The following is a 19,353-nucleotide window of genomic DNA, read 5'->3' as shown; positions in this document are numbered from 1 at the left end:
ACATGTGCTTAAAAAAACTTATATCGCTAATAACATTCAAAAAGAAAGAAATAGCGCCACCACTTAAAGTGGTGGCTTGGGAAAATGACCGTCTAAACTATAAGCAATTTTCAGGTAAATTTAACAATATAATTAAAACAATTGATCAGTCTTTTACAATAATATCTTTGGAAGGATATGATGGATGGGGCAAGACGTTTTTTTTGAAAGAATGGGTAAAAGAGTTAAAACAGCAAAATGAAATTGCAGCTTATTATAGTGCATGGGATATCAATGCATTGGACCAACCACTGCCTTCTTTTTTAAATTTCCTATTTGAAGATTTATTTGTATCGTATAAAGTAAAAAGAAGTGTTATACAACAGTTCAAGAACATAAACCAAGAGCTATTTTCTCTAAACACACTAGGAAAGCTGATCAGTAAATCTCCACTTGCTATGCTTTCAGTATTTCTTGATGCTGCAAAAGAGGCTGATAAAAAAGACATAGGTTTTGTCTTGAGTGAATTAAGTCTTCTCCAAAGAAGAAAAGAGAGTACTAGAGATTTTAAAACACAGTTAGCGGATGTGGTTAATAAAATCAGAAAAGACAAAAACATTTATATAATGGTGGATAATCTTGATGTGTGCCGTCCTAAATTCGTTGTCGATTTTTTGGAATCTATAAAGTATATGCTTGATGTGGAGGGGCTGGTTTTCATTATTCCTGTAAGTAAAGATAAGAGTAATGTACAAAGAGCAATCAGCACAATACTTGGACTAAATTTTGACCTAAAATCTTTTACTGATCTCTCTTTACATTTGCCAAAACAACCGATAGAAAAATTTACAAAAGAACTATTTGAAAATATTAAATTACCGAAAAAGTCAAAAAATTTGATTGTAGATAGTTTTATATTTTATGCAGAAAGCCTGTCACTATCGTTAAAAACAATAGAATACTGCGTAAAAAAAATAAAGCTGTGTCTTCTGAATCACACAAGAGAAGAATTACCTGATCCGAATTTGTTTTCATTTTTGGTAATACTGCAATCGATAAATATTGATATATATGAGGAATTAGGTTTTTCATATCAAAGAGCATTGGAAAAAATTGAAAATGAATATAAATCTTTAGTTCTAAATGGTCAAGAAGAATGGGAAAAACTTAAAACCTCTCTAGAAACTGCTTTTGCAGAGAGGGAGTCAAAAATTAACAAAGCTATAAAGGATATACTATTTTGAAAAGATACCCTACCTTCACATATACAAAGATAGGGTAACATTTGATTAACGCCCTTTTACTATGTCATTACCTTGTTCAAACTTTCTGATTAATTCGCTTACATTGACATTAGATAATTTTTTACCTGCAGATTTGTCATTATGTGAAGCATCAGGTTTACGAAGGTCTTCCTTACTGTTACTCCTAGTAATATTACATCTAACAATGTTTGAATTATTAGACTTATCGCTTACATCTGAAATATTGCTTTTTTCACTACATGAAGACGAATTACTCGACATATTGCCTAAGCTAAAGAGCTTTTTACCTTGATAGATTGGATTCCAATCAAGTGGATTATAAGTTTTTTTGCTAGTCTCAACCTTTTGGTTATTTTGCTGTTTAGGAGAAAAACCAAGTTTTTCTCTTTCTTTCTTGCTTAGCGTTTTGAGAAATTTTACGGTTTCTAATTCATCAGTTGCTTGTACTTTATGTAAATCAAAGCTTTTTTGATGGTTATCCTGCTTAACATTTTCCATCATTTTATCTTTTATTGTTCTATCCTCATCATCAGAAGTGCTGCTACTAATATCACTGATACCACTATCCCCTGAATTGCGGCGTTGTTTGTTAGGAGTGCTATGAATGTTGTCTTCCATGAGTTTTTGCATTGTTGGGCCAAATGTTCTTCCAAGATTGCTACTCACTGTTTCATTACTATCATTTGCTTGAGAATGAGGTACATTTCGCTCAAAAATTGCTTTTATTCCAGCAAATTTAGCTTGGGAAGATTTCGGAGGAACAGGTGGGGCAACCATGCCTTTTGAGTTAATCTTTCCTTCATTTTGAGGAAAAATTTTGGATTATTTTTTTCTACTGTAGTATTCATTTTTTTACCTCTAAACCTATTAACTAATAAAAGTATAAACTTAGAGGTATTAATTTTGTAATAACAATGCTAATAGATTACCGCAGTTTCAATAAGCATCACCAGAGGATTCTCTATATAATGCTTAAAGGCATTTAAAAACTTTGCTCCGAGTGCCCCATCAACTGCTCTATGGTCAACAGAGAGCGTTACTGTCATTATTTCTGCTGTTTCTATTTTCTCATTCATAACAATTGGTTGTTTTTTAGATGCACCAACTGCCATAATGCAAGATTGCGGCGGATTGATTATAGCACTGAAGGCTTTTATACCAAACATCCCTAAGTTGGAGATAGTAAACCCTCCTCCTTGAAACTCTTCAGGTTTCAATTTTCCAGATCTTGCTCTGCTTACTAAATCTTTCACTTCTTTTGATATAGATAAAATACCCTTTTTATCAGCATTTTTTACTATAGGAGTAATTAGCCCATCTTCAAGTGCCACAGCGATTGAGATATCTACATTCGAGTATTTAAGTATTTTATTATCTATCCACGAAGAATTTATATCAGGAAATTTTTTCATGCTAAAAGCCACAGCTTTGATAATTAAGTCATTGATTGTTACTTTATTGTTTTCATCTGCTGAGTTAATCTCGTTTTTTAACGATATTAACTTATCAACCTGGCAGTCTACAGTTAAATAAAAATGTGGAACATTTTGTTTGGATTCAGTCAGGCGCTGTGCTATCACTTGGCGTATGTTGCTTACTTCAACTATCTCAGGACTTTCAGTATGTATACCACTGCCTAAAAACTCCAACACATCAGCCTTAATTATGCGACCGTATGGTCCTGTACCTTTTAATTGCTGCACATTAACCCCTTCATTTTGAGCTATTTTCTTAGCTAATGGGCTTATTTTTATTCTACCTTCTGTTGTCTTAGTATCTTCTTCTTTTCTAGATCCCAGTGTCAAGCACTGGGATGACATTGAGAGGTTGGATTCCAGCGTCACGCGCTGGAATGACACCGAAGAATGACTTATTGGCTTTCCGTTTAAATCTTGGTGTTCTGATTTTTGATTATCAACAGCACATTTTGTCACTTCCTTTTTAACTGCACTATTGATGGAAGTTGAGGTATAGTTGTTAAGTGCATTTTCATCCTCCCCTTCTTCCAGCATTAAAGCTATTGGTTGATTTACAGGCACGCCACTTGTTCCTTCTGTTACTAAAATTTTTGCTACAACTCCTTCATCTACAGATTCAAACTCCATTATGGCTTTATCAGTCTCTATCTCAGCAATTACGTCGCCTACTTCAACTTTGTCTTGTTCTTTTTTATGCCACTTTACAATTTTTCCTCCAGTTTTGCTCATTGTCGGTGAAAGAGCAGGCATTAATATTTCTATAGGCATTGATTTTGCATTTAAAGATCTATTCAATTTTTAATTTACTCTTTATCTTATGTCAACCTAATCGTGAATTATGATGAATAAGTCTGTTACACTATCCCTCACGTTATCCCAGTGCGTGACACTGGGATCTTGGTTCAGTACTATTATCCTATTGTTTTTATTATTTAGCCATAGCTTGTTTGCTAACAACTTTGTTTCAACCAAATCAAATAAGATCAACATGAGAACGGGGCCAGGGTTTCACTATCCTGTAAAATGGATATACACTTGCAAAAATCTGCCCCTGAAAGTGATAGAAGAGTTTGAGAGTTGGAAAAAGGTCTGCGATATAGATGAAGACTGCGGATGGATAAAAGGCAATCTTCTTAGTGATAAGCGCTACGCGATTGTAAAAGAAGATACTTATGGATATCAAAAACAGAGTGTAGACAGCAAGATTACTATAAAAATAGACAAATTTGTTGTAATGAAAATAGAAAAGTGTAACGAAGAGTGGTGTTTTCTTTCTACCCCAAAACGCAAAGCATGGGTACAAAAAAAACATATATATGGGGTTGATTAGGTTGACAAAAGATCTGAATTAACACTAGTTTCTAGGCCTTCTGTAGCATGCTCTTCATGTGAAGCAGAGGATGGCACTGACTTCTTCATGCTCTGGAGACTGTACAGGGCTATCACAGAAACTCCTTAACATCTCCTCAGCGGATGAATCTAAAATTTGTACAATAGACTTTTCACTTTGTTCTCTTAGCGATTGATCCACTCTAGAAATCAACTCAGAAAACTCGCTACCTGATTTTTCAGCTTCACTTTTTATTTTACTTTCTATGCTTGCAATATTACCTTGTTCAATTTCTTCTTTTGTTATGTTGAACGAATTTGCAGCATCTTGATATCCAATCTTGCAATTTCCACAACCAATTATGCAAAAAGCAATGGAATTAGATATTTCGCTTGCAGCCCACTTATGTATAGCGTAAGCCAAATAATTGTCATGGTATTTAATGCTAAATTGTTGTTCTATTAGCTCAGAAATTTTATTCTTTAGAGACATAAAGTACCCTCCTTACATTCGTTATACCTTTTTGTTAAGATACAGCAATTACACCATTTACTACATGCTTTACTTTAATTAATTATTAAAACGAGAGCATAATTTTCAGAGTTATATCTTTTTACCTTAACAATTCTTTTTTGAGTTCCTCTTCAATCATCTTAGTTAAACTCGTGTCAAACTCACTCCTCGAAAAATCCCTAACCTCCCCGGGATCATATCGATTTCCTATCATTTTTTCAATAGCATCATTTATTATGTTTATGTCAAATCCCTTTATAATAGTCGTTACCTTCACCTGCCCTGCAGAGCCTTTACCATAAATTCTTTTGCTTTTATCAATGCAACCACCTGCACCAGGTTTACTGCTTCCAAAACCCTTGCTACACTTTACTGTTTCATGCTTGATTTCACCATTTTCTATATATATTATTTTATTATCTTCAGTAACCCGCAATCCTGTTGTTGTGGTTTTTTCTTTTAATTTTACACTATCATCAATTATTGGTTCGGTATAATCCTTATACTCATATATTTTATAGATGCCTCCGCCTCCCATAGTGATTAAATCCTTGCACTCTTGTTTACCTAAACGACACTTTCTTATAAAAATAGGACCCCCATCCTTATCTGTATATTCCTTTTCCCTGTTACCTCCTCCCTGTTCAACTTTAATGTTAATTATAGGATAATCAAGATCAATTTCCAATTCAGCTTTAATATAATCTCCTGGCATTCCTACTCTACTTTCAGTGGAATTAGGTGTGTAAGTGTAAGGTGTATCTTTTATGTGACCTGCTTCACCACATCCCCACACTTCTATTTCAACACGGCTAGATGTTATTTGTGAGCCATCCACATCATAATCTCCACTTCCAAAAACATGGGACTTTTCGCTCTTTTTTTCCGGTTCTTGTTTCTCTTTTTCCAGTTGTTTCTCGATTATCTCTTTTAACTTCTCTTTGAGACCTTCTAAATCGAACCTACACAATTTATCAGCGTAAAAGACCTCCGTTCTGTTTGCTTTAATTGGTGCTTCTTGTTGTGTGACAACGCCATTTGTATTTTGTGAAATCTTTGTATAAAAAGGTTGAGTGTTTTCTTTGTCTACATATCGTGTTGAACGGCTGCATGTTCCAGTAAAGCAGATACAACCATCATCACCTTGATTACATTTTTCTCTATGCTCTACATCCGTCAATTTGTATAGTACTTTCAGTCCTTTACTAGATTTAAATGTATCGTCTATCTCATCATTTCTTTTTACACAGTAACTGCATTCTCTCTTCTTCTGCTCATTTTCATCAGGGAAGAAAACATACCCTTGTTTATTGAATATTATTTTATCTAACTCACTCTGATCTCTGTTTAAGAGATCGGCTCTTTTATTTTCCTTGCTTGGAAGATAATAGAACTGATTTGATTCCTTGGAGTAAACAGCATTGTATTTAGTATATCTTGTTCCCATTAATTTTAGTGGTATTATTTTATTTTCTCTTTTAAGAACAAACTCCTCTGGTTCTGGCTGCCATCCAGAAAGACAAAGCATTTTACTGTTAGAATTTCCTTTATACTTTACTTCTATTTCCGGCTGCCCAGAGTTATTAAATTCACATTGAATAGATTTGTCTTTTAACTTTTTCTCAAAATCATTAAAACTATAAAAACTTCCGCCTTTAGAACATTTAATTTGCACATCAGGAACATAGCCATATTCTTTCAGAACTTTAAATTGTTGCGGATTACTTTCTAATATACCTTCTATAATATTATCAATATTACTATCAGTTGTTTTTGCTACTATTGCTGGTTTTACTACTTTTAAAGATAGGGGGCCAATGTTTATAGGATGGTTGAGGTCAGTATTAACATTAAAAGTACAGGAACCATTACTATAGGTTCCATGTGCTTTAGCACAAGTGCTCTCACTCATCTTCATTTCTACTTTCAATGTATTTTTATTTACTATCTCCACTATCTCAGGTTCTGGAGCAGGTGGTGCAGGAAAACAGCGGACGAACTGTGGATTTTGTTCATTTATACTTTGAGTTCCAAGGTATTCAGCACAGAGCTGGCCCTTTTTTCTATAGGTTTTGAAGTAATAGTGAGTATCCTTATCTGTAACAGTATATGAGTGATTTGGAATGTTCTCATTATTTGAAACAACGTGTGGAAAACCTAACTCTTTTCTTTCCTCCAGTCCGCTAATTATCACCCCAACTCTTGGATCGAAGTAATCATTATCTTCATTTGTTATAGGAACAATTCTAACTTGTGGAGGTGACATCGCAAGTTGTTCACAGAATGGAGGGGGGCTAGGTGCAAGTGGCACAGGAGCACATTTTACTGCCGTTTGGTAGCAGGTATCACAGACTTTTTCCATCTCCCCAGGACGGAAAATATTCTCACCCGAAAATACTCTAGAATCCCATGAAGAAATTCCTGACATACAAGCCCATTTTTGACTGCAAGCACATATTTTAGGAGAGTTAGCGAATCTTCTTTTTTCCTCATCAGTAACACCGTCTGCCCATTCCCATTTAAGACCCCGAGCAATTTCTCCTCCAGCTTTTGTTTTATCTCCTTCCCAGTCGATAAAAGCTGCAGCAGAAACTCCAGCTCCTGTACCTTGCGTTCCATATATCTGGCGGCAGGATTCCCCACTTTGTAAGTCATAACAATAACTTTGTCCATCATAAGCACATACTCTAATTTTGGGATTAAAGTAACCATCAACTCCTTGATCTTTTATTGCTTGCACCTTAATTTCCTTTACCCAATCTCCACCAACTATTGCTTCCAACCAAGTATTACTTTCTACAAATGTTGGACAATCAGCATATCCTTGATACGAAAGACCAAGTATCAAAAAAAATATCAATAAGAAATTAAGCCTTACACTTCTCATAAAATACCGGTAACCACTCATTAACTTCTTCTCCTTTTTCCTTTATTGCCTCGTACATATACTTTATCGTCTCTTTGTTAGCTGAAAGTACATGTATTTCTTGCATATTCTTTAAATCTAAATTTAAAGTTACTAATCCTTTATACTGTTTTATCAAAAATAAACCTTCCTGCGTTGGCGTCTGCAGAATTATATTCAGCTCCTCTTTTGATAAAGAAAATGCTTTCATGTATAATCTATTTGCATTGACGTTCGGCATCAAGATTCTTGTATCAACATGTTTATCTAAATATTGAGTAAATTTGCTAGCAAATGCGAGATTTAAATTTTCAGTACTTAGGATTACTACAACATTTAGTTCCGTCATTCTTTGCATCCAGTTATCAAACTCTTTCTCTGTAGGAAAAATATTACTTATCTCCCATGCTTCATCCAAAACAAGTATTGCAGGCGAGCCATCACATTTTGCCTCAAAAGAATATAAAAAATAGTAAAGTATCACGGACATACATTCCTTTTGTTTTGTAAGGTTTGCGGTGTTGAGAGATATAATTTTTGTTTCCCAGTCAATATCTGATTCATTACCATCTTGAAATAAGTAAGCAAAGTCACCATCGTCACACCATCTACTTATCTTACCCCCAAGGAGCAAGAGCACCTCAGAAATTTGTGAAATAGAACGTGATTCCTTGGGTATAGCAAATATAGAATCCACAATTTTTCTTATCTTTTCTTCTACGTCCACCAAGCTCGTATCGGCTACCATTCTTCTGATCAGTTCAACCAACATATTGCGATTGGAAGCACTATCTTCAATGTTTAGTGGATTAAATTTTAGGCTTTTGTCCTTATATTTTGGATCGATTATGTAATATTTACCACTCACTGCTTTAGTAAAAATTATTGATTTTCCAGTGTTATCCAATATGACAATTCTTGGGTTAAACTTTCTTGATTCTGATAATAGAAAATTAATGAGTGAAGTTCTGCCTGAATTTGGAGCTCCGAGTATCGTAGTATGGCCATTATTTCTTTTTCCATGAAAATTAAAGAAGTAAGGATTTCCTTTTTTTGAGAAAAAAATCATTACCGCTTCTTTCCACCTTCTTCCTTTTAATGTACCTGACGTAAAATCGTGCAGCATAGCAAAGCTGCAAGCGTATTTTGTTAAGATATTTTTCGGTTGCGTAATAAAAGCAAAATTGCCTGGAAGTTGTGCCCAAAAATGACTTTCCATATGTAAATCAGTTCTAAACATCATGAAGCCAACTAATGACATTATAGAAGATAAATCACTAATACTTTCAGCTAACTTATTCCTATCATCTGCAAATATTGTAAAAATAATTTTCTGTTGGCAGAAGTCTATACTAGAGGTCTTTTCAAGCTCTATTATTTCTTCAATTCCTGAGCTTTTAAGTAAGGTATTATCCTCACTAATTTGCAGCATGTTGATTTGTTTTTTAAATTCTTTTATTGCTTTGTTATTACTAGTAAATATCATTATTTCTGTAATGATAAATTCAGATTCAAGCTGCAAGCATCTATCTATATTACCTAAAGAGATTTCCCGGTATTCTTTTATGCTGAAAATAGAGCCAAATTTCTGTTGATTTTCAAATATTGTTTGAAACGTATTGAAACCAAAAGCTATTTTAAAATTTCTAATATATTGCGACAGGTCCCTTTCATGTATTGGATAATCTTTGTGCGTTAATGTAACAATATAGTGGAGAAATTCTATCATTTCAGAATATATTTTACCTTCACTAAACCTTAGACTCAGTTTTTTAGCTCCAAAAGGTCCTAAATCATTTTGAATTACGTCAGTTATCTTTTGCAACTCCTGATGGCTTTCTTGTAAAGACAACTTATGCTTATTCTTTATTCTATTGAAAAAAAACGAATTATTAGTATGCTTGCCAAAATCGCTAAACAATATTACAATGTATAGTTCATTTATATACTGTAATTTACTATCAGTTAGTTTATTAAACCACGTTGAATGTAGGTTGTCAGAGAAGTCTTCAGTTTTATTCCATTTCAAGCTCAGTTTATTGCGCTTTCTAACGGTATGAATCCAAACGGTAAAACACAGGCTATTAATATTTTTTGATATGCTTTTTCTAATTTCAGTTCTGAGGTCGCTGTAGTTATCAACAGAAGAATAATCTTCTAACTTGATTATTTTTAACAATTCTCCCTGTTTTGTTAGTATGGTTTCTTCATCGTAATGACAAGCATAAGGAACAAAATCTAAATCAATGCTTTCTAGTAATGCTAAGTTGTTCTTTTTTTTAAGCTTAGAGTTAACTGTTGGTACTTTTAACTGCATATGCGTATTCAATAAAGATAATTAAAAAAGATAAAAATACTATCTTAATTTTTATCTTTTTTTTCGCTATCGGATTGTAATTTTATATCTTTTGCAAAGTTAAATTTTTCTTTTAAGTAGTCTGTTGCCTTTTCTGTACTACCGAACATCAGGACCAGTACACCAAACATTATCATAAAAAAGATTAGACCTCTGAACACTACTGCAAGTATCACTGCAGCTATACACAACCCTATGATTGTTGAAGGACTCATATTTTCTACAGTATCTTTAACTGAAAATGAAGAAATAAAATTTTTTACCGTTTCTTGTATACCCTTTAATTCATCACTCGCCGAACTTGCTTCGCTAGAATATGATGCAAAAATGAAACTTAATAAGGCTATAAAAACCAAAACTTTATTCAATTGAATGCGCATCAACTAAACACCTTTTAAACATTCCTCAAATATAACAACTTTTATATCAATAGGCAAGAACTGAATTCACTTATCCACTACAAGTAACACATATTTAATTTTTACCGCTGTGAACATGCTGTAAGCTCTTATCATCAACAAGAGGACTCACATTAATGGATGTTAATTTACTTGATAGGAAGTTTGAATGCAATTCAGCTACTGCTGCTATAGCAAGCACTGCAACCATAGCAAGTAGTCCTGCTCCTATCAATCCTGATGTCATTGCTCCTGCAACAATGCACCCTATTGTGGAGAGAGCACAACCTGCTACAAGTGCAACGTGAAGATTTCTGTTATTGGGTTGGTTTTTAAGTAGGATATCTTTCTTAACTTGATCTGGATTTGCTTGACCATCTGAGTTTTCATTTTCTTGCATTTTTGGCTCTTTTTTTACAGTCTGCTCTGGCTGCACTTGAGTCTCGTTTTCTTTTGGGGATTCCAAATTTGATTCTAATAACTCAGTTTTTTCTCCACCCTCTGGTTGTAAGCCATTATCTCCTTCAACAGAGCTCAATGTTGAGTTTAAACTTTCCTCAGATGAAGTGCTTGTTACTAAAGTTAAACTGCTCCTTCTGCTACTTACTGGTGATTTCAAACTTCCTTTACTCGTTCTAGGTGAGTCTATTCCACTATCTGAGTCATTGCCACTACTGAGTTTAGAAGTTTTCTTCTCCTCTATTTCTTTCACAACCTTGCTATATTTTTCAAACACTTCCTCTGCAACATCTGAATTACTAAGTATTTTATTATCACCACTTTTTTTCTCAGCTACATTCAAGGGTGTTTCTTGTGTGTTGTTTTGCTCTTCAATATGTTTTAGCTGCATTTGATCTTCAATATTTTCTTCAACAGCATTTGGTATTGAGCTTACACTGCTGCTCCTGTTAGTAATATCCAAAATTGTTTTTACTATTTTTCCTCTTATTGTTTGTGGTCTTTGTGATTGTTCTCTTTCATTGTTAAATACTGTAGGTACAGCTAGTTCTTCTGATTTTATTACTTCATCTTTCAATGCAGGAAGAAAGTTTTCGATATAATACTTATAATGTTTTTGATATTCCTCTTGTTTTTCTGGTGATTTTTCTAATTGTTCTCTCAGCGATTTTTCTAATTCAGTTAATACCTCAGGACTAGCTCCTTCCTTGAACAACTCTATGCATTTTTTGATAGTTCCATCTCCCTTTTGTGGGCTTCCATATTTATGATTTTCTTTTGTTACCTTTTTGTATATAGTGTCGTGCAATTGTTGGTTAATATCTTTTTTAGAACTTAGCATAGACTCCTCCATACATAACAAAATGTATAGATACCTCTTTAGCGTTAATTTTACATTAAAACTGGGCAATTATGCCATATTATAAATAATTGCGGCAACTTGCTTATTGGAAGGTCGCTTAACTATTTGCTTTCTGGGCTTTCTACTTCTACAGATTTGCTATTAATATGATTCTTTGCTTGTTGAACTAACATATTCACTACTTCTTTTACAGGCTTTTCCCTATCAACCATGCCAACACTTTGGCCAGCCATTAGAGATCCTGTTTCAACATCTCCATCAATTACTGCTCTTCTTAAAGCTCCAGCCCAGAATTTTTCTATTTCAAGCTGCCCATCTTCTTTTGAGATCTGGCCCTTTTGGTATTCATCAATAACTTCTTTTTGACGCTTCATGAAGTCATCACTTGCTTTGTTGGCTATAGCTCTTACAGGAATTACAGGAAAATCAGCACTTATCTGTACAGAAGGTATTGCATTACGTGCGGCCGATTTAATAAACACTTCCTTAAAATTTTTGTGGGCAATTGACTCATTAGTGCAGACAAATAATGTGCCTATTTGACAGCCACTTGCTCCCATTTCTAAGTAATTAACTATCACTTCGCCTCTGCCTATTCCACCTGCAACAAACACTGGTATTTGTTCATTTTTAAAATGAGGCAATATCTCTTGTGCAAGAACAGAAGTGCTCACTGGACCTATATGCCCACCTGCTTCCATTCCTTCTATTATTAATGCATCTACTCCCATTTTTACTAACCTTTTCGCAAGGCTTAATGCTGGTGCAAAGCACATAACTTTAATGCCTGCACCCTTGATTTTTTCTATATTGGGCTTTGTTGGCAGTCCACCGGCAAGCACTATATGGCTCACTTTCGTTTCAATACACACATCTATCAACTCACTCAACTTTGGGTGCATAGTAATTAGGTTTACACCAAATGGCTTGTTAGTTAATTTTTGTGTCTCTATGATTTCTTTTTCCAGTAAGTCTGGGAACATTGCACCACATGCAATCACACCAAAACCACCAGCGTTTGAGATTGCTGAGACCAAGTTTCTCTCTGAAACCCAGCTCATAGCACCACCCATTATAGCAAACTCACTGCCAAGAAAATCTGTTCCTTTTTTCCAGAGGCTACTTAACATATAACCTATATCATACGTTTAAAAATGTTTTGCTTATCTATAAATGTGTGCTTCAAAGCGCCAAGTATATGTAAGATTATAAAGAGTACCATAAAATATGCAAGCATCGAATGTAGCTCGTTAGCCGTGTTAGCTAGATCTTTGTTTTGATTAATCAACAAAGGGATATGGAAAAAATATTTGATCTGTTTGCCAGAAGCAGAAGACATGACATAGCCAGATAGTGGCATTAGCATCATTAAAGAATACAAACCAAAGTGCACTGCTTTACTTATATTGATTACAAACCGAGAAAAATTTGCTGGAAGTGGTGGAACATAAGTAAAGACGCGAAAAAATATGCGTACTATGATTAATCCAAGAATAGTGATACCGCAAGCCTTATGAATAGCGTATATGTTGAACTTAATTTCATTGCTAAGTGGTAAGCTTTTCATATAAAGTCCAGAGCAAAGCATACCGATAATAAAAACAGCCATCAACCAATGGATAACTCTTAAACCTAGGCTATATTTATTGTCTTCCATTTTGATTACTCTAAAGTAGCATTTATATAATAGAAAAACTATTTTTCAATCAAAATTATTAAAGCAATTTAGATTTACCAACAATGTAGCTATACAAATTCGACCCAGCCGGAAGTCAAGGGCACCTAAATCAAGAAACGGATTAAACGAAAAACTTACTTGACACCCTTCGCCAGCGCCCTTATCATGAAACTGAAGCTATTGTATTTGCTTTCGCCAATCTGCAGATTAAAAGGTAAGGATTACTTAATGTATCGGCGTCTTATGTTCAATTTTTTGCAGTATATAGATACTGTATGTCTTTACAAAACTTCATCTACATCTAGATTTTTATCTAAATAAGCTGAACGCGCTTATAAAGCGTTACAAGACATCAAAAAATGCCAATACTCGACAGAGATAGTAAAAGACTAGCTAACTCGGGGATTCTTTGTCTTTTTTCCTGCTTAGTAAATTTCTTAAACATTTGCAGCGTAAGTTAGTTGCAATTAAAAGCAGCTAAATCTTGCTTGTCAAGCGTTTAAAACATAAAAAACGCCAATATTTTAAAGCGGATAATAACCCCAGGGCTTCTTTTGCCTTTTTTTTCGTTTGGTAAATTTCTTAATGTTTATGGCTAAACGACAACCGTCATCCCGCTACGTGTTAGCGGGATCTATGTTAAGGTATAGTAGGGGATCTATGTTAAGAGATACCGCGAATGAATCGCGGTATGACGGTGTAGATGATGGTTAAGTAATTCGTCATCCCGCTGCTTGTTAGCGGGATCTCTTGTTAGCGCCGCGGCAGAATGACGGTTCGTAGCGGTATGACGGTTAAGCAATTTGTCATCCCACTACGTGTTAGCGGGATCTCTTGTTAGCGCCGCGGCGGTATGACGGTTCGTGGCGGTGACGATAAGGTTCCAGTGTCAAGCGTTTGGCATGCAAATTTCCTTAAACGTTCGTAAGCTTAAAACTTTACTTTAGATCAAACTGCTGTATAGTGACTTTATAGCTTTAGTTTTACAATGAGTATACCTAGTATAGAAAATTGTGATCTTCACAATAAAGCCGTCTTACTCAGAGTTGACTTCAATGTTCCTATAAAAGATGGAGAAATTCGTGACGTCACTCGTATTTTGAGAGCATTGCCTACTATTCAGTATTTAGTGAATGCGAGTGCAAAGATTATTATTATATCACATTTTGGACGCCCAAAGGCCAGAGACAATAATCTGTCGCTAAAAAATGTAATTGACACTTTATCGCAGTTACTAAATAAAAAAGTGAAATTCATTGACGATTGCTTTGGTGAAAAAGTACAAAGAGCAGTAAGTGTTATGGATGCAGGAGATATAATATTACTAGAGAATCTAAGATTTTATAAAGAGGAAGAGCAAAGTGACTCAAATTTTGCCAAACAACTAGCATCTCTAGCGGATATATATGTAAATGATGCATTTTCTTGCTCTCACAGAGCTCACGCTTCTATTTCACGCATTACAGAATTTTTACCTTCTTATGCGGGATTTTGCTTGCAAGATGAGCTAAAGTATCTTGAAAAAGCTGTATCATTTAAAGCTAAACCTATTACTGCGATAGTTGGGGGAGCTAAAATATCAACTAAAATAAAAGTGCTTATGAAGCTAACAGAAAAGGTTGATTACCTAGTTCTAGGTGGTGCAATAGCCAATAATTTTTTGTCATTTAGCAAAGTAAATATAGGGAAATCTTTCTTTCAAAATGGTGTTGACGACCTTCTACATAATATTGTTGAAACAGCAAATAAAAACAATTGCAAAATAGTTGTGCCAGAAGACGTTCTGGTTGCAGTAAACTCTGATTACAGCACTAGTATTTCAAGAAGAACTGAGTCCATTTTGGACGGTGATATAATTTTGGATATCGGACCACAAACTTTGAGTACAATAAGCAGTATAATAGCAAGCAGTAAGACTCTGCTGTGGAATGGACCTATTGGTGTTTTTGAACATTCAGCTTTTGCAAGTGGTACAATAGGGGTAATGAAAATCGTAAGTGACTTAACGCACAAAGGAAAGTTAACCAGCATAATAGGGGGAGGCGATAGTCTATCTGCAATAAGCGCTGCAGGCCTTACCGATAAGGATTTTACATATGTTTCCACTGGTGGAGGAGCATTTTTAGATTGGTTAAGTGGCGATGAAATGCCGGGAGTTGCTGCTCTGCAAAAACGATTAGATTAAAACTTTTTTAAATTATTTCTTATAGGCTAGCTTTTTTGTGAACGTGATTATGTCGAAGACAGTTAAACTAATTTTGTGTTTAATAATACCAATAATAGGATTTATTTTTTATATTAAGGATCATTATTTTCACACCGGCTATGTAGAAGAAAATGTTGAAGTCAATTTTGAACCATTTTTCAGTTCACAACCAGCCACCGTTTCAGAATTAACTGACTTCGATAGAGGAGTGTTGAAAGTTTGTGGAGATTGGGGAGCACATCCAGATAAAGAAGATTTCAAAATTTTACTTAGTTGTCCGCAGCATCAAGAAGTAGTGAAAGGAATATATAAGTGATTACGCCAGATGCGGATTTGGAGTTACTTAAAGATGAACTGGCTAACATTTGGTTTACAAATAGTGAAAGTGAAAAAGAAACTATAGGGTTTGGACATATTTTTTGTGGTGAGCCAAACGATAAACTAGGTGGTATGCATTTTGTAGGTAGATATGTTGAAGCTCAAAAAGATAAATGGGCAGGTGCAATTTGGAATGATAAGTCCCTATGCAATAAATCAGATATTAAGCCGCCAGTTTATACATTTGGAATGAAATATTTAGGTAAGGATGGGGAAGTGAAAGTTAAATGCCCAAATGGATACGCATATAACCTTCATGCCGATAATTTCTGCAACTAAGGCGTTTAAGGAATTAGGAAAAGATGGAATGTGTCTATATGAAATGGAAGATGACGATTATCAATCAGTGTTTGTAAGAAAGAATGATGCTATACTCACGTTCTATCCTGACTTAACACCAAAATGTGATGATAAGAGTACTTATTGTAGTTGCGGTAAATCTTAATTTCAAAACCAATAGGGTAAACAAATGATAAAAATGCTATAGGGTGTAGCAAATCCAAATGAGTTAAAATTTTGATTAAAGGGTTTTGTGAATAATAATGAAGAAGGGCATTATTCGTCTAATAAAAGCAATTCAATACTCTTGTGAAGGAATAAAATCAGCTTTTATATCAGAAATTGCGTTCAGACAGGAGTTACTGCTTTTTATAGTATGTGTCTCAATTTGTTTGTTTTGGATGTAAGTAATCTAGAACGTGCAGTAATGATAAGCAGCCTATTCCTGGTGTTAATTGTGGAAATTGTTAACACTGCTTTTGAAACGACAATTGAGCGTATTTCCAGTGAACAACACATACTTTCAAAAAAGGTGAAAGATCTAGGTAGTGCAGCAGTTTTTCTTTCATTAATTAACTTCCTGATAACATGGATGATAATATTGATAGGTTAATACGAATGTTATTAAGATATGTTGTCAAACTCACCAATTAAAGTTTTTATATCTTGCGGTAAATCAGAGACAAATTCCATGTATCCCTTACTTTTGGGGTGATATAAGCCCAGTGTATAAGCATGTAGTGCTTGTCTATTGAAATTACGAATAAAACTAGAGTTTTTAGCATATTTTGTGCTTTTACTACTATTTTTTCCATAAACTTGATCACCAACTATGGAATGTCCTATGTGGCTCATGTGGACTCGAATTTGGTGTGTTCTGCCTGTCTCTAAAGTGCATTTAACGAGGCTTACTTGTCCTATAACTTTTTGCACTAAATAGTGAGTGATTGCTAATTTGCCTGTGATTTTTGTTACACACATCATTTCTTTATTACCGCGTTTGGGAGCAATGTTAGTTTTTATCGTGCCTTGCTGAGAAGATAATGTTCCCCAAACTACTGCTAAGTATTCCCGCTTTATTTTGCGATTCGATAACAATTCAGACAAAAAACTATGGGCTGCTTCATTTTTTGCAATTACCATTAGCCCACTAGTATCTTTATCGAGTCTATGAACAATTCCTGGTCTTACATTAAGGTGAGCGATAACTGCGTTCAAAAGCGTATCATTGTTTGTCCCAGCACCTGGGTGCACTGTTAATCCACTTTGTTTACTCAGAACTATAATATCCTCATCTTCATAGACGATATCAAGTTTTATGTCATAATTAGGCTCAATTGATGTGGATATGTCAGGTTGAACGAGATGTACTATATACTCTTCACCTGGTTTTACTATGTGATCATTATTAATTATCGGTATGCCAAGTAATTTCACCTGCTCATTTTGTATCAATCTTTGAGCTTTACTGCGTGATATGTTGCATTTTTCAGCTATATAGGTGTCTAACCTTAATTTCTCTTTATCATTATTAACACTTAAGGTTATTATTGAGTGATCTATAGTGATTTACCCCGCGCCATTTCCCATGCTGCTTGAACATTTGGGTCTGTAAACATTGTTGCACTAGACTCAATTTGCAGATCACCTTGTTTTTTAATATGGCAAATTGTTTGAGAGCCATCTTTCCAGTAGATTGTAACTTTATTATCAAAATCTCGTAATGTTGCCTCAACCTTTTTTTCTTTATTATCTTTTTCTTCCAGCTTAATAGATTCTAATAAATAATATAGAAAGTCACTTGGTTTGCCGTTGATTTTTTCTTTCCATTCATCTGTTTTTTCTTGTTCAGATTTTTTTTGCTCTAACTTTTCCTTCTTTTGCTGCAGCTTATTTTGTTCTGCTTCCAGCTCTAACTTTCTAACTGTGTCACGTAGTTCTTTGACTTTATTTTCTAATACTAATAATTTATTAGTATTATTTCCATTGTTAGCTTCTAAATCAGGCGTACTTGGTTGAGCTTGCTTCTTTTTTATTTCTTCTAATTCATTCCTTACTACGTTTAATTGCTTCTTCAATTCCGTTTTTTCCTTTTCTGTATCCTCTTTTAACTTTTTTAGCATGCTAAGGAACTCGTTATTATTAGACTGCGTAGTTGATTGAAGCCAGCCTACAAAGCGGCTTGGTTCAAATCGTTCAATTTTACTTCAGCAATTTTAATAGCATTCTCTAACCTAGAAAAAGTACCTTCAATATCTAGTGAATGTGCTTTTTTTGTCAATTCTTTAGTGTTATTTAAAACTTCTGAAATTTCTGCATGTAGCCAATCTAAATCTTTTTTGATGTCTTCTCTGATTTTTTTTAGGTGATCAAGCGTTTCTTTAATGTTAATATTTGCAGGCTTTAAAAGACTATTATCAAGTAAATCGCAAGCTTTTTTAAGGTTACTGTCAAATGAGTTGCAAAGCGGACTAAGTAGTTTTTTCATTAGAGATATTAGTTCATTTTCCCTTTTACCAAGCTTATTTTCTACTACTGATACAATCATGCCCTTTCCAGACCAGTATGGAAATAGAAGACCTAAAGAACTGTGTTTTCTAATAGTATGATTTTCATGATCCACGCTATTACTTATTAGATTGCTAAGTGTTGATATGATGCATAAAAGAATAGCGACTAATAAAGCTATTAATATTATTGGAGCATTAATGGATTGTGATATTGCTGAAACTACTATAATAGTACCAAATACATATGATCCAGTAAACAAGAGAATCCTATTTCTATTTTCTGCTTCTATATCTTCTAGTATTTCTCTCTGCGTCTTAGAAATTGGTAAAACTATTGAAAGCTTTTCCCCCTTTTTATCTAAATTTGTTACAATTTCAATTTTTTCGGCTTCTTGAACAATCTGGCTGTACTGTTCATCAACTTGATAGTTTCCTACTTTTTTATCTATCTCATTCTCTTTTATTTTTTGTGTATTTATAAAGTTTATAACAGCAGTAAATAAGAGAACTATAAGAGGAATAAAGGCAAGAGGTGCTGGCGTGAACGCAAACCCAGCAATACTTACTGTAACAGGCTGAATAGAAAAGGCAGTAAATGCTATAAGAGTAGCAATGGTACTTGCTATCGATATAGTACCAGAATACTTTCTTATAGAGCTCAAAATTCTACTGGGCTGGTCAGAAAGTTTTCTAAATCCTAAAAAATCAAAATAGTCTTTGAAAGGATCTTGAGTGTCTGTAACCATAACATTTTTCT

The 19,353-nt window shown here is 34.3% G+C and carries 16 protein-coding genes and 1 pseudogene; 5 read left to right on the top strand and 12 right to left on the bottom strand.

What is annotated here, in order from left to right; genetic code table 11:
* Nucleotides 1-2 precede the first annotated feature (2 nt).
* A complete protein-coding gene (locus HUB95_RS00915) occupies nt 3-1,223 on the top strand; it encodes a KAP family P-loop NTPase fold protein (protein WP_197907070.1) in 1,221 nt (406 codons plus the stop codon).
* A 45-nt stretch (nt 1,224-1,268) separates the two neighbouring features.
* Here HUB95_RS00915 and HUB95_RS00910 read toward each other — a convergent pair whose 3' ends face one another.
* Both HUB95_RS00910 and HUB95_RS00905 read right to left on the bottom strand, forming a co-directional pair.
* A complete protein-coding gene (locus tag HUB95_RS00910; protein WP_244662767.1) occupies nt 1,269-2,021 on the bottom strand; it encodes a hypothetical protein in 753 nt (250 codons plus the stop codon).
* Nucleotides 2,022-2,161: 140 nt separating this feature from the next.
* Nucleotides 2,162-3,490 carry a pyruvate dehydrogenase complex dihydrolipoamide acetyltransferase gene (locus tag HUB95_RS00905; RefSeq protein ID WP_141456686.1) on the bottom strand — a complete coding sequence of 443 codons (1,329 nt, stop codon included), beginning with the start codon at nt 3,488-3,490 and terminating at the stop codon, nt 2,162-2,164.
* Between the two features lie 73 nt (nt 3,491-3,563).
* Between HUB95_RS00905 and HUB95_RS00900 the strand changes: the two genes are divergently transcribed.
* Nucleotides 3,564-4,052: an SH3 domain-containing protein gene (locus HUB95_RS00900; RefSeq protein WP_242049509.1), complete on the top strand. Its 489-nt coding sequence runs from the start codon at nt 3,564-3,566 to the stop codon at nt 4,050-4,052.
* A gap of 54 nt (nt 4,053-4,106) precedes the next feature.
* On the opposite strand, the gene HUB95_RS00895 is transcribed toward HUB95_RS00900, so the two are convergent.
* From HUB95_RS00895 to HUB95_RS00865, 7 genes are all read right to left on the bottom strand, one after another.
* On the bottom strand, nt 4,107-4,544 hold the full coding sequence (locus HUB95_RS00895; RefSeq protein WP_242049510.1) for a WBM0748 family T4SS-associated protein: 438 nt from the start codon (nt 4,542-4,544) through the stop codon (nt 4,107-4,109).
* A gap of 121 nt (nt 4,545-4,665) precedes the next feature.
* A complete protein-coding gene (locus HUB95_RS00890) occupies nt 4,666-7,452 on the bottom strand; it encodes a hypothetical protein (RefSeq protein ID WP_209452444.1) in 2,787 nt (928 codons plus the stop codon).
* Nucleotides 7,433-9,787 (bottom strand): VirB4 family type IV secretion/conjugal transfer ATPase, encoded by a 2,355-nt coding sequence (locus tag HUB95_RS00885; RefSeq protein ID WP_141456684.1) that lies wholly within the window; start codon nt 9,785-9,787, stop codon nt 7,433-7,435. The genes HUB95_RS00890 and HUB95_RS00885 overlap by 20 nt, the downstream gene beginning before the upstream one ends.
* Before the next feature lie 44 nt (nt 9,788-9,831).
* The gene (locus tag HUB95_RS00880) at nt 9,832-10,206 is read right to left on the bottom strand and encodes a hypothetical protein (protein WP_022626145.1); all 375 of its coding nucleotides are present in this window, start codon (nt 10,204-10,206) and stop codon (nt 9,832-9,834) included.
* Nucleotides 10,207-10,300: 94 nt separating this feature from the next.
* Nucleotides 10,301-11,524: a hypothetical protein gene (locus HUB95_RS00875; RefSeq protein ID WP_209452443.1), complete on the bottom strand. Its 1,224-nt coding sequence runs from the start codon at nt 11,522-11,524 to the stop codon at nt 10,301-10,303.
* Between the two features lie 122 nt (nt 11,525-11,646).
* The gene (locus HUB95_RS00870; protein ID WP_015589418.1) at nt 11,647-12,675 is read right to left on the bottom strand and encodes an NAD(P)H-dependent flavin oxidoreductase; all 1,029 of its coding nucleotides are present in this window, start codon (nt 12,673-12,675) and stop codon (nt 11,647-11,649) included.
* 5 nt (nt 12,676-12,680) lie between these two features.
* Nucleotides 12,681-13,202 carry a cytochrome b gene (locus HUB95_RS00865; RefSeq protein WP_209452442.1) on the bottom strand — a complete coding sequence of 174 codons (522 nt, stop codon included), beginning with the start codon at nt 13,200-13,202 and terminating at the stop codon, nt 12,681-12,683.
* Nucleotides 13,203-14,211: 1,009 nt separating this feature from the next.
* Here HUB95_RS00865 and HUB95_RS00860 point away from each other — a divergent pair.
* From HUB95_RS00860 to HUB95_RS05935, 3 genes and pseudogenes are all read left to right on the top strand, one after another.
* Nucleotides 14,212-15,408, top strand: a complete 1,197-nt coding sequence (locus HUB95_RS00860) for a phosphoglycerate kinase (RefSeq protein ID WP_015589416.1) — start codon at nt 14,212-14,214, stop codon at nt 15,406-15,408.
* 49 nt (nt 15,409-15,457) lie between these two features.
* Nucleotides 15,458-16,252 (top strand): annotated as a pseudogene (locus HUB95_RS06560) (EndoU domain-containing protein).
* Nucleotides 16,253-16,483: 231 nt separating this feature from the next.
* Nucleotides 16,484-16,699, top strand: a complete 216-nt coding sequence (locus HUB95_RS05935) for a diacylglycerol kinase (protein ID WP_244662765.1) — start codon at nt 16,484-16,486, stop codon at nt 16,697-16,699.
* Between the two features lie 11 nt (nt 16,700-16,710).
* Here HUB95_RS05935 and HUB95_RS00845 read toward each other — a convergent pair whose 3' ends face one another.
* From HUB95_RS00845 to HUB95_RS00835, 3 genes are read right to left on the bottom strand one after another with little or no spacing between them, the layout of a single operon-like run.
* Nucleotides 16,711-17,655 carry an RluA family pseudouridine synthase gene (locus tag HUB95_RS00845; protein WP_041573544.1) on the bottom strand — a complete coding sequence of 315 codons (945 nt, stop codon included), beginning with the start codon at nt 17,653-17,655 and terminating at the stop codon, nt 16,711-16,713.
* On the bottom strand, nt 17,646-18,209 hold the full coding sequence (locus tag HUB95_RS00840) for a hypothetical protein (protein WP_209452441.1): 564 nt from the start codon (nt 18,207-18,209) through the stop codon (nt 17,646-17,648). Before HUB95_RS00840 ends, HUB95_RS00845 begins: the two co-directional genes overlap by 10 nt.
* Nucleotides 18,210-18,256: 47 nt before the next feature.
* On the bottom strand, nt 18,257-19,342 hold the full coding sequence (locus tag HUB95_RS00835) for a hypothetical protein (protein WP_209452440.1): 1,086 nt from the start codon (nt 19,340-19,342) through the stop codon (nt 18,257-18,259).
* Between the last annotated feature and the right edge of the window lie 11 nt (nt 19,343-19,353).

Source organism: Wolbachia endosymbiont of Ceratosolen solmsi, assembly GCF_017869155.1.
GTDB lineage: Bacteria > Pseudomonadota > Alphaproteobacteria > Rickettsiales > Anaplasmataceae > Wolbachia > Wolbachia pipientis.
This window is presented reverse-complemented; position numbering and strand designations above follow the sequence as displayed.

Bases quoted from the DNA above. Each gene is read 5' to 3' on its own strand.
- HUB95_RS00915 (WP_197907070.1), top strand. From the start codon at position 3: ATGTGCTTAAAAAAACTTATATCGCTAATAACATTCAAAAAGAAAGAA.
- HUB95_RS00910 (WP_244662767.1), bottom strand. From the start codon at position 2,021: ATGGTTGCCCCACCTGTTCCTCCGAAATCTTCCCAAGCTAAATTTGCT.
- HUB95_RS00905 (WP_141456686.1), bottom strand. From the start codon at position 3,490: ATGCCTATAGAAATATTAATGCCTGCTCTTTCACCGACAATGAGCAAA.
- HUB95_RS00900 (WP_242049509.1), top strand. From the start codon at position 3,564: ATGAATAAGTCTGTTACACTATCCCTCACGTTATCCCAGTGCGTGACA.
- HUB95_RS00895 (WP_242049510.1), bottom strand. From the start codon at position 4,544: ATGTCTCTAAAGAATAAAATTTCTGAGCTAATAGAACAACAATTTAGC.
- HUB95_RS00890 (WP_209452444.1), bottom strand. From the start codon at position 7,452: ATGAGAAGTGTAAGGCTTAATTTCTTATTGATATTTTTTTTGATACTT.
- HUB95_RS00885 (WP_141456684.1), bottom strand. From the start codon at position 9,787: ATGCAGTTAAAAGTACCAACAGTTAACTCTAAGCTTAAAAAAAAGAAC.
- HUB95_RS00880 (WP_022626145.1), bottom strand. From the start codon at position 10,206: ATGCGCATTCAATTGAATAAAGTTTTGGTTTTTATAGCCTTATTAAGT.
- HUB95_RS00875 (WP_209452443.1), bottom strand. From the start codon at position 11,524: ATGCTAAGTTCTAAAAAAGATATTAACCAACAATTGCACGACACTATA.
- HUB95_RS00870 (WP_015589418.1), bottom strand. From the start codon at position 12,675: ATGTTAAGTAGCCTCTGGAAAAAAGGAACAGATTTTCTTGGCAGTGAG.
- HUB95_RS00865 (WP_209452442.1), bottom strand. From the start codon at position 13,202: ATGGAAGACAATAAATATAGCCTAGGTTTAAGAGTTATCCATTGGTTG.
- HUB95_RS00860 (WP_015589416.1), top strand. From the start codon at position 14,212: ATGAGTATACCTAGTATAGAAAATTGTGATCTTCACAATAAAGCCGTC.
- HUB95_RS00840 (WP_209452441.1), bottom strand. From the start codon at position 18,209: ATGCTAAAAAAGTTAAAAGAGGATACAGAAAAGGAAAAAACGGAATTG.
- HUB95_RS00835 (WP_209452440.1), bottom strand. From the start codon at position 19,342: ATGGTTACAGACACTCAAGATCCTTTCAAAGACTATTTTGATTTTTTA.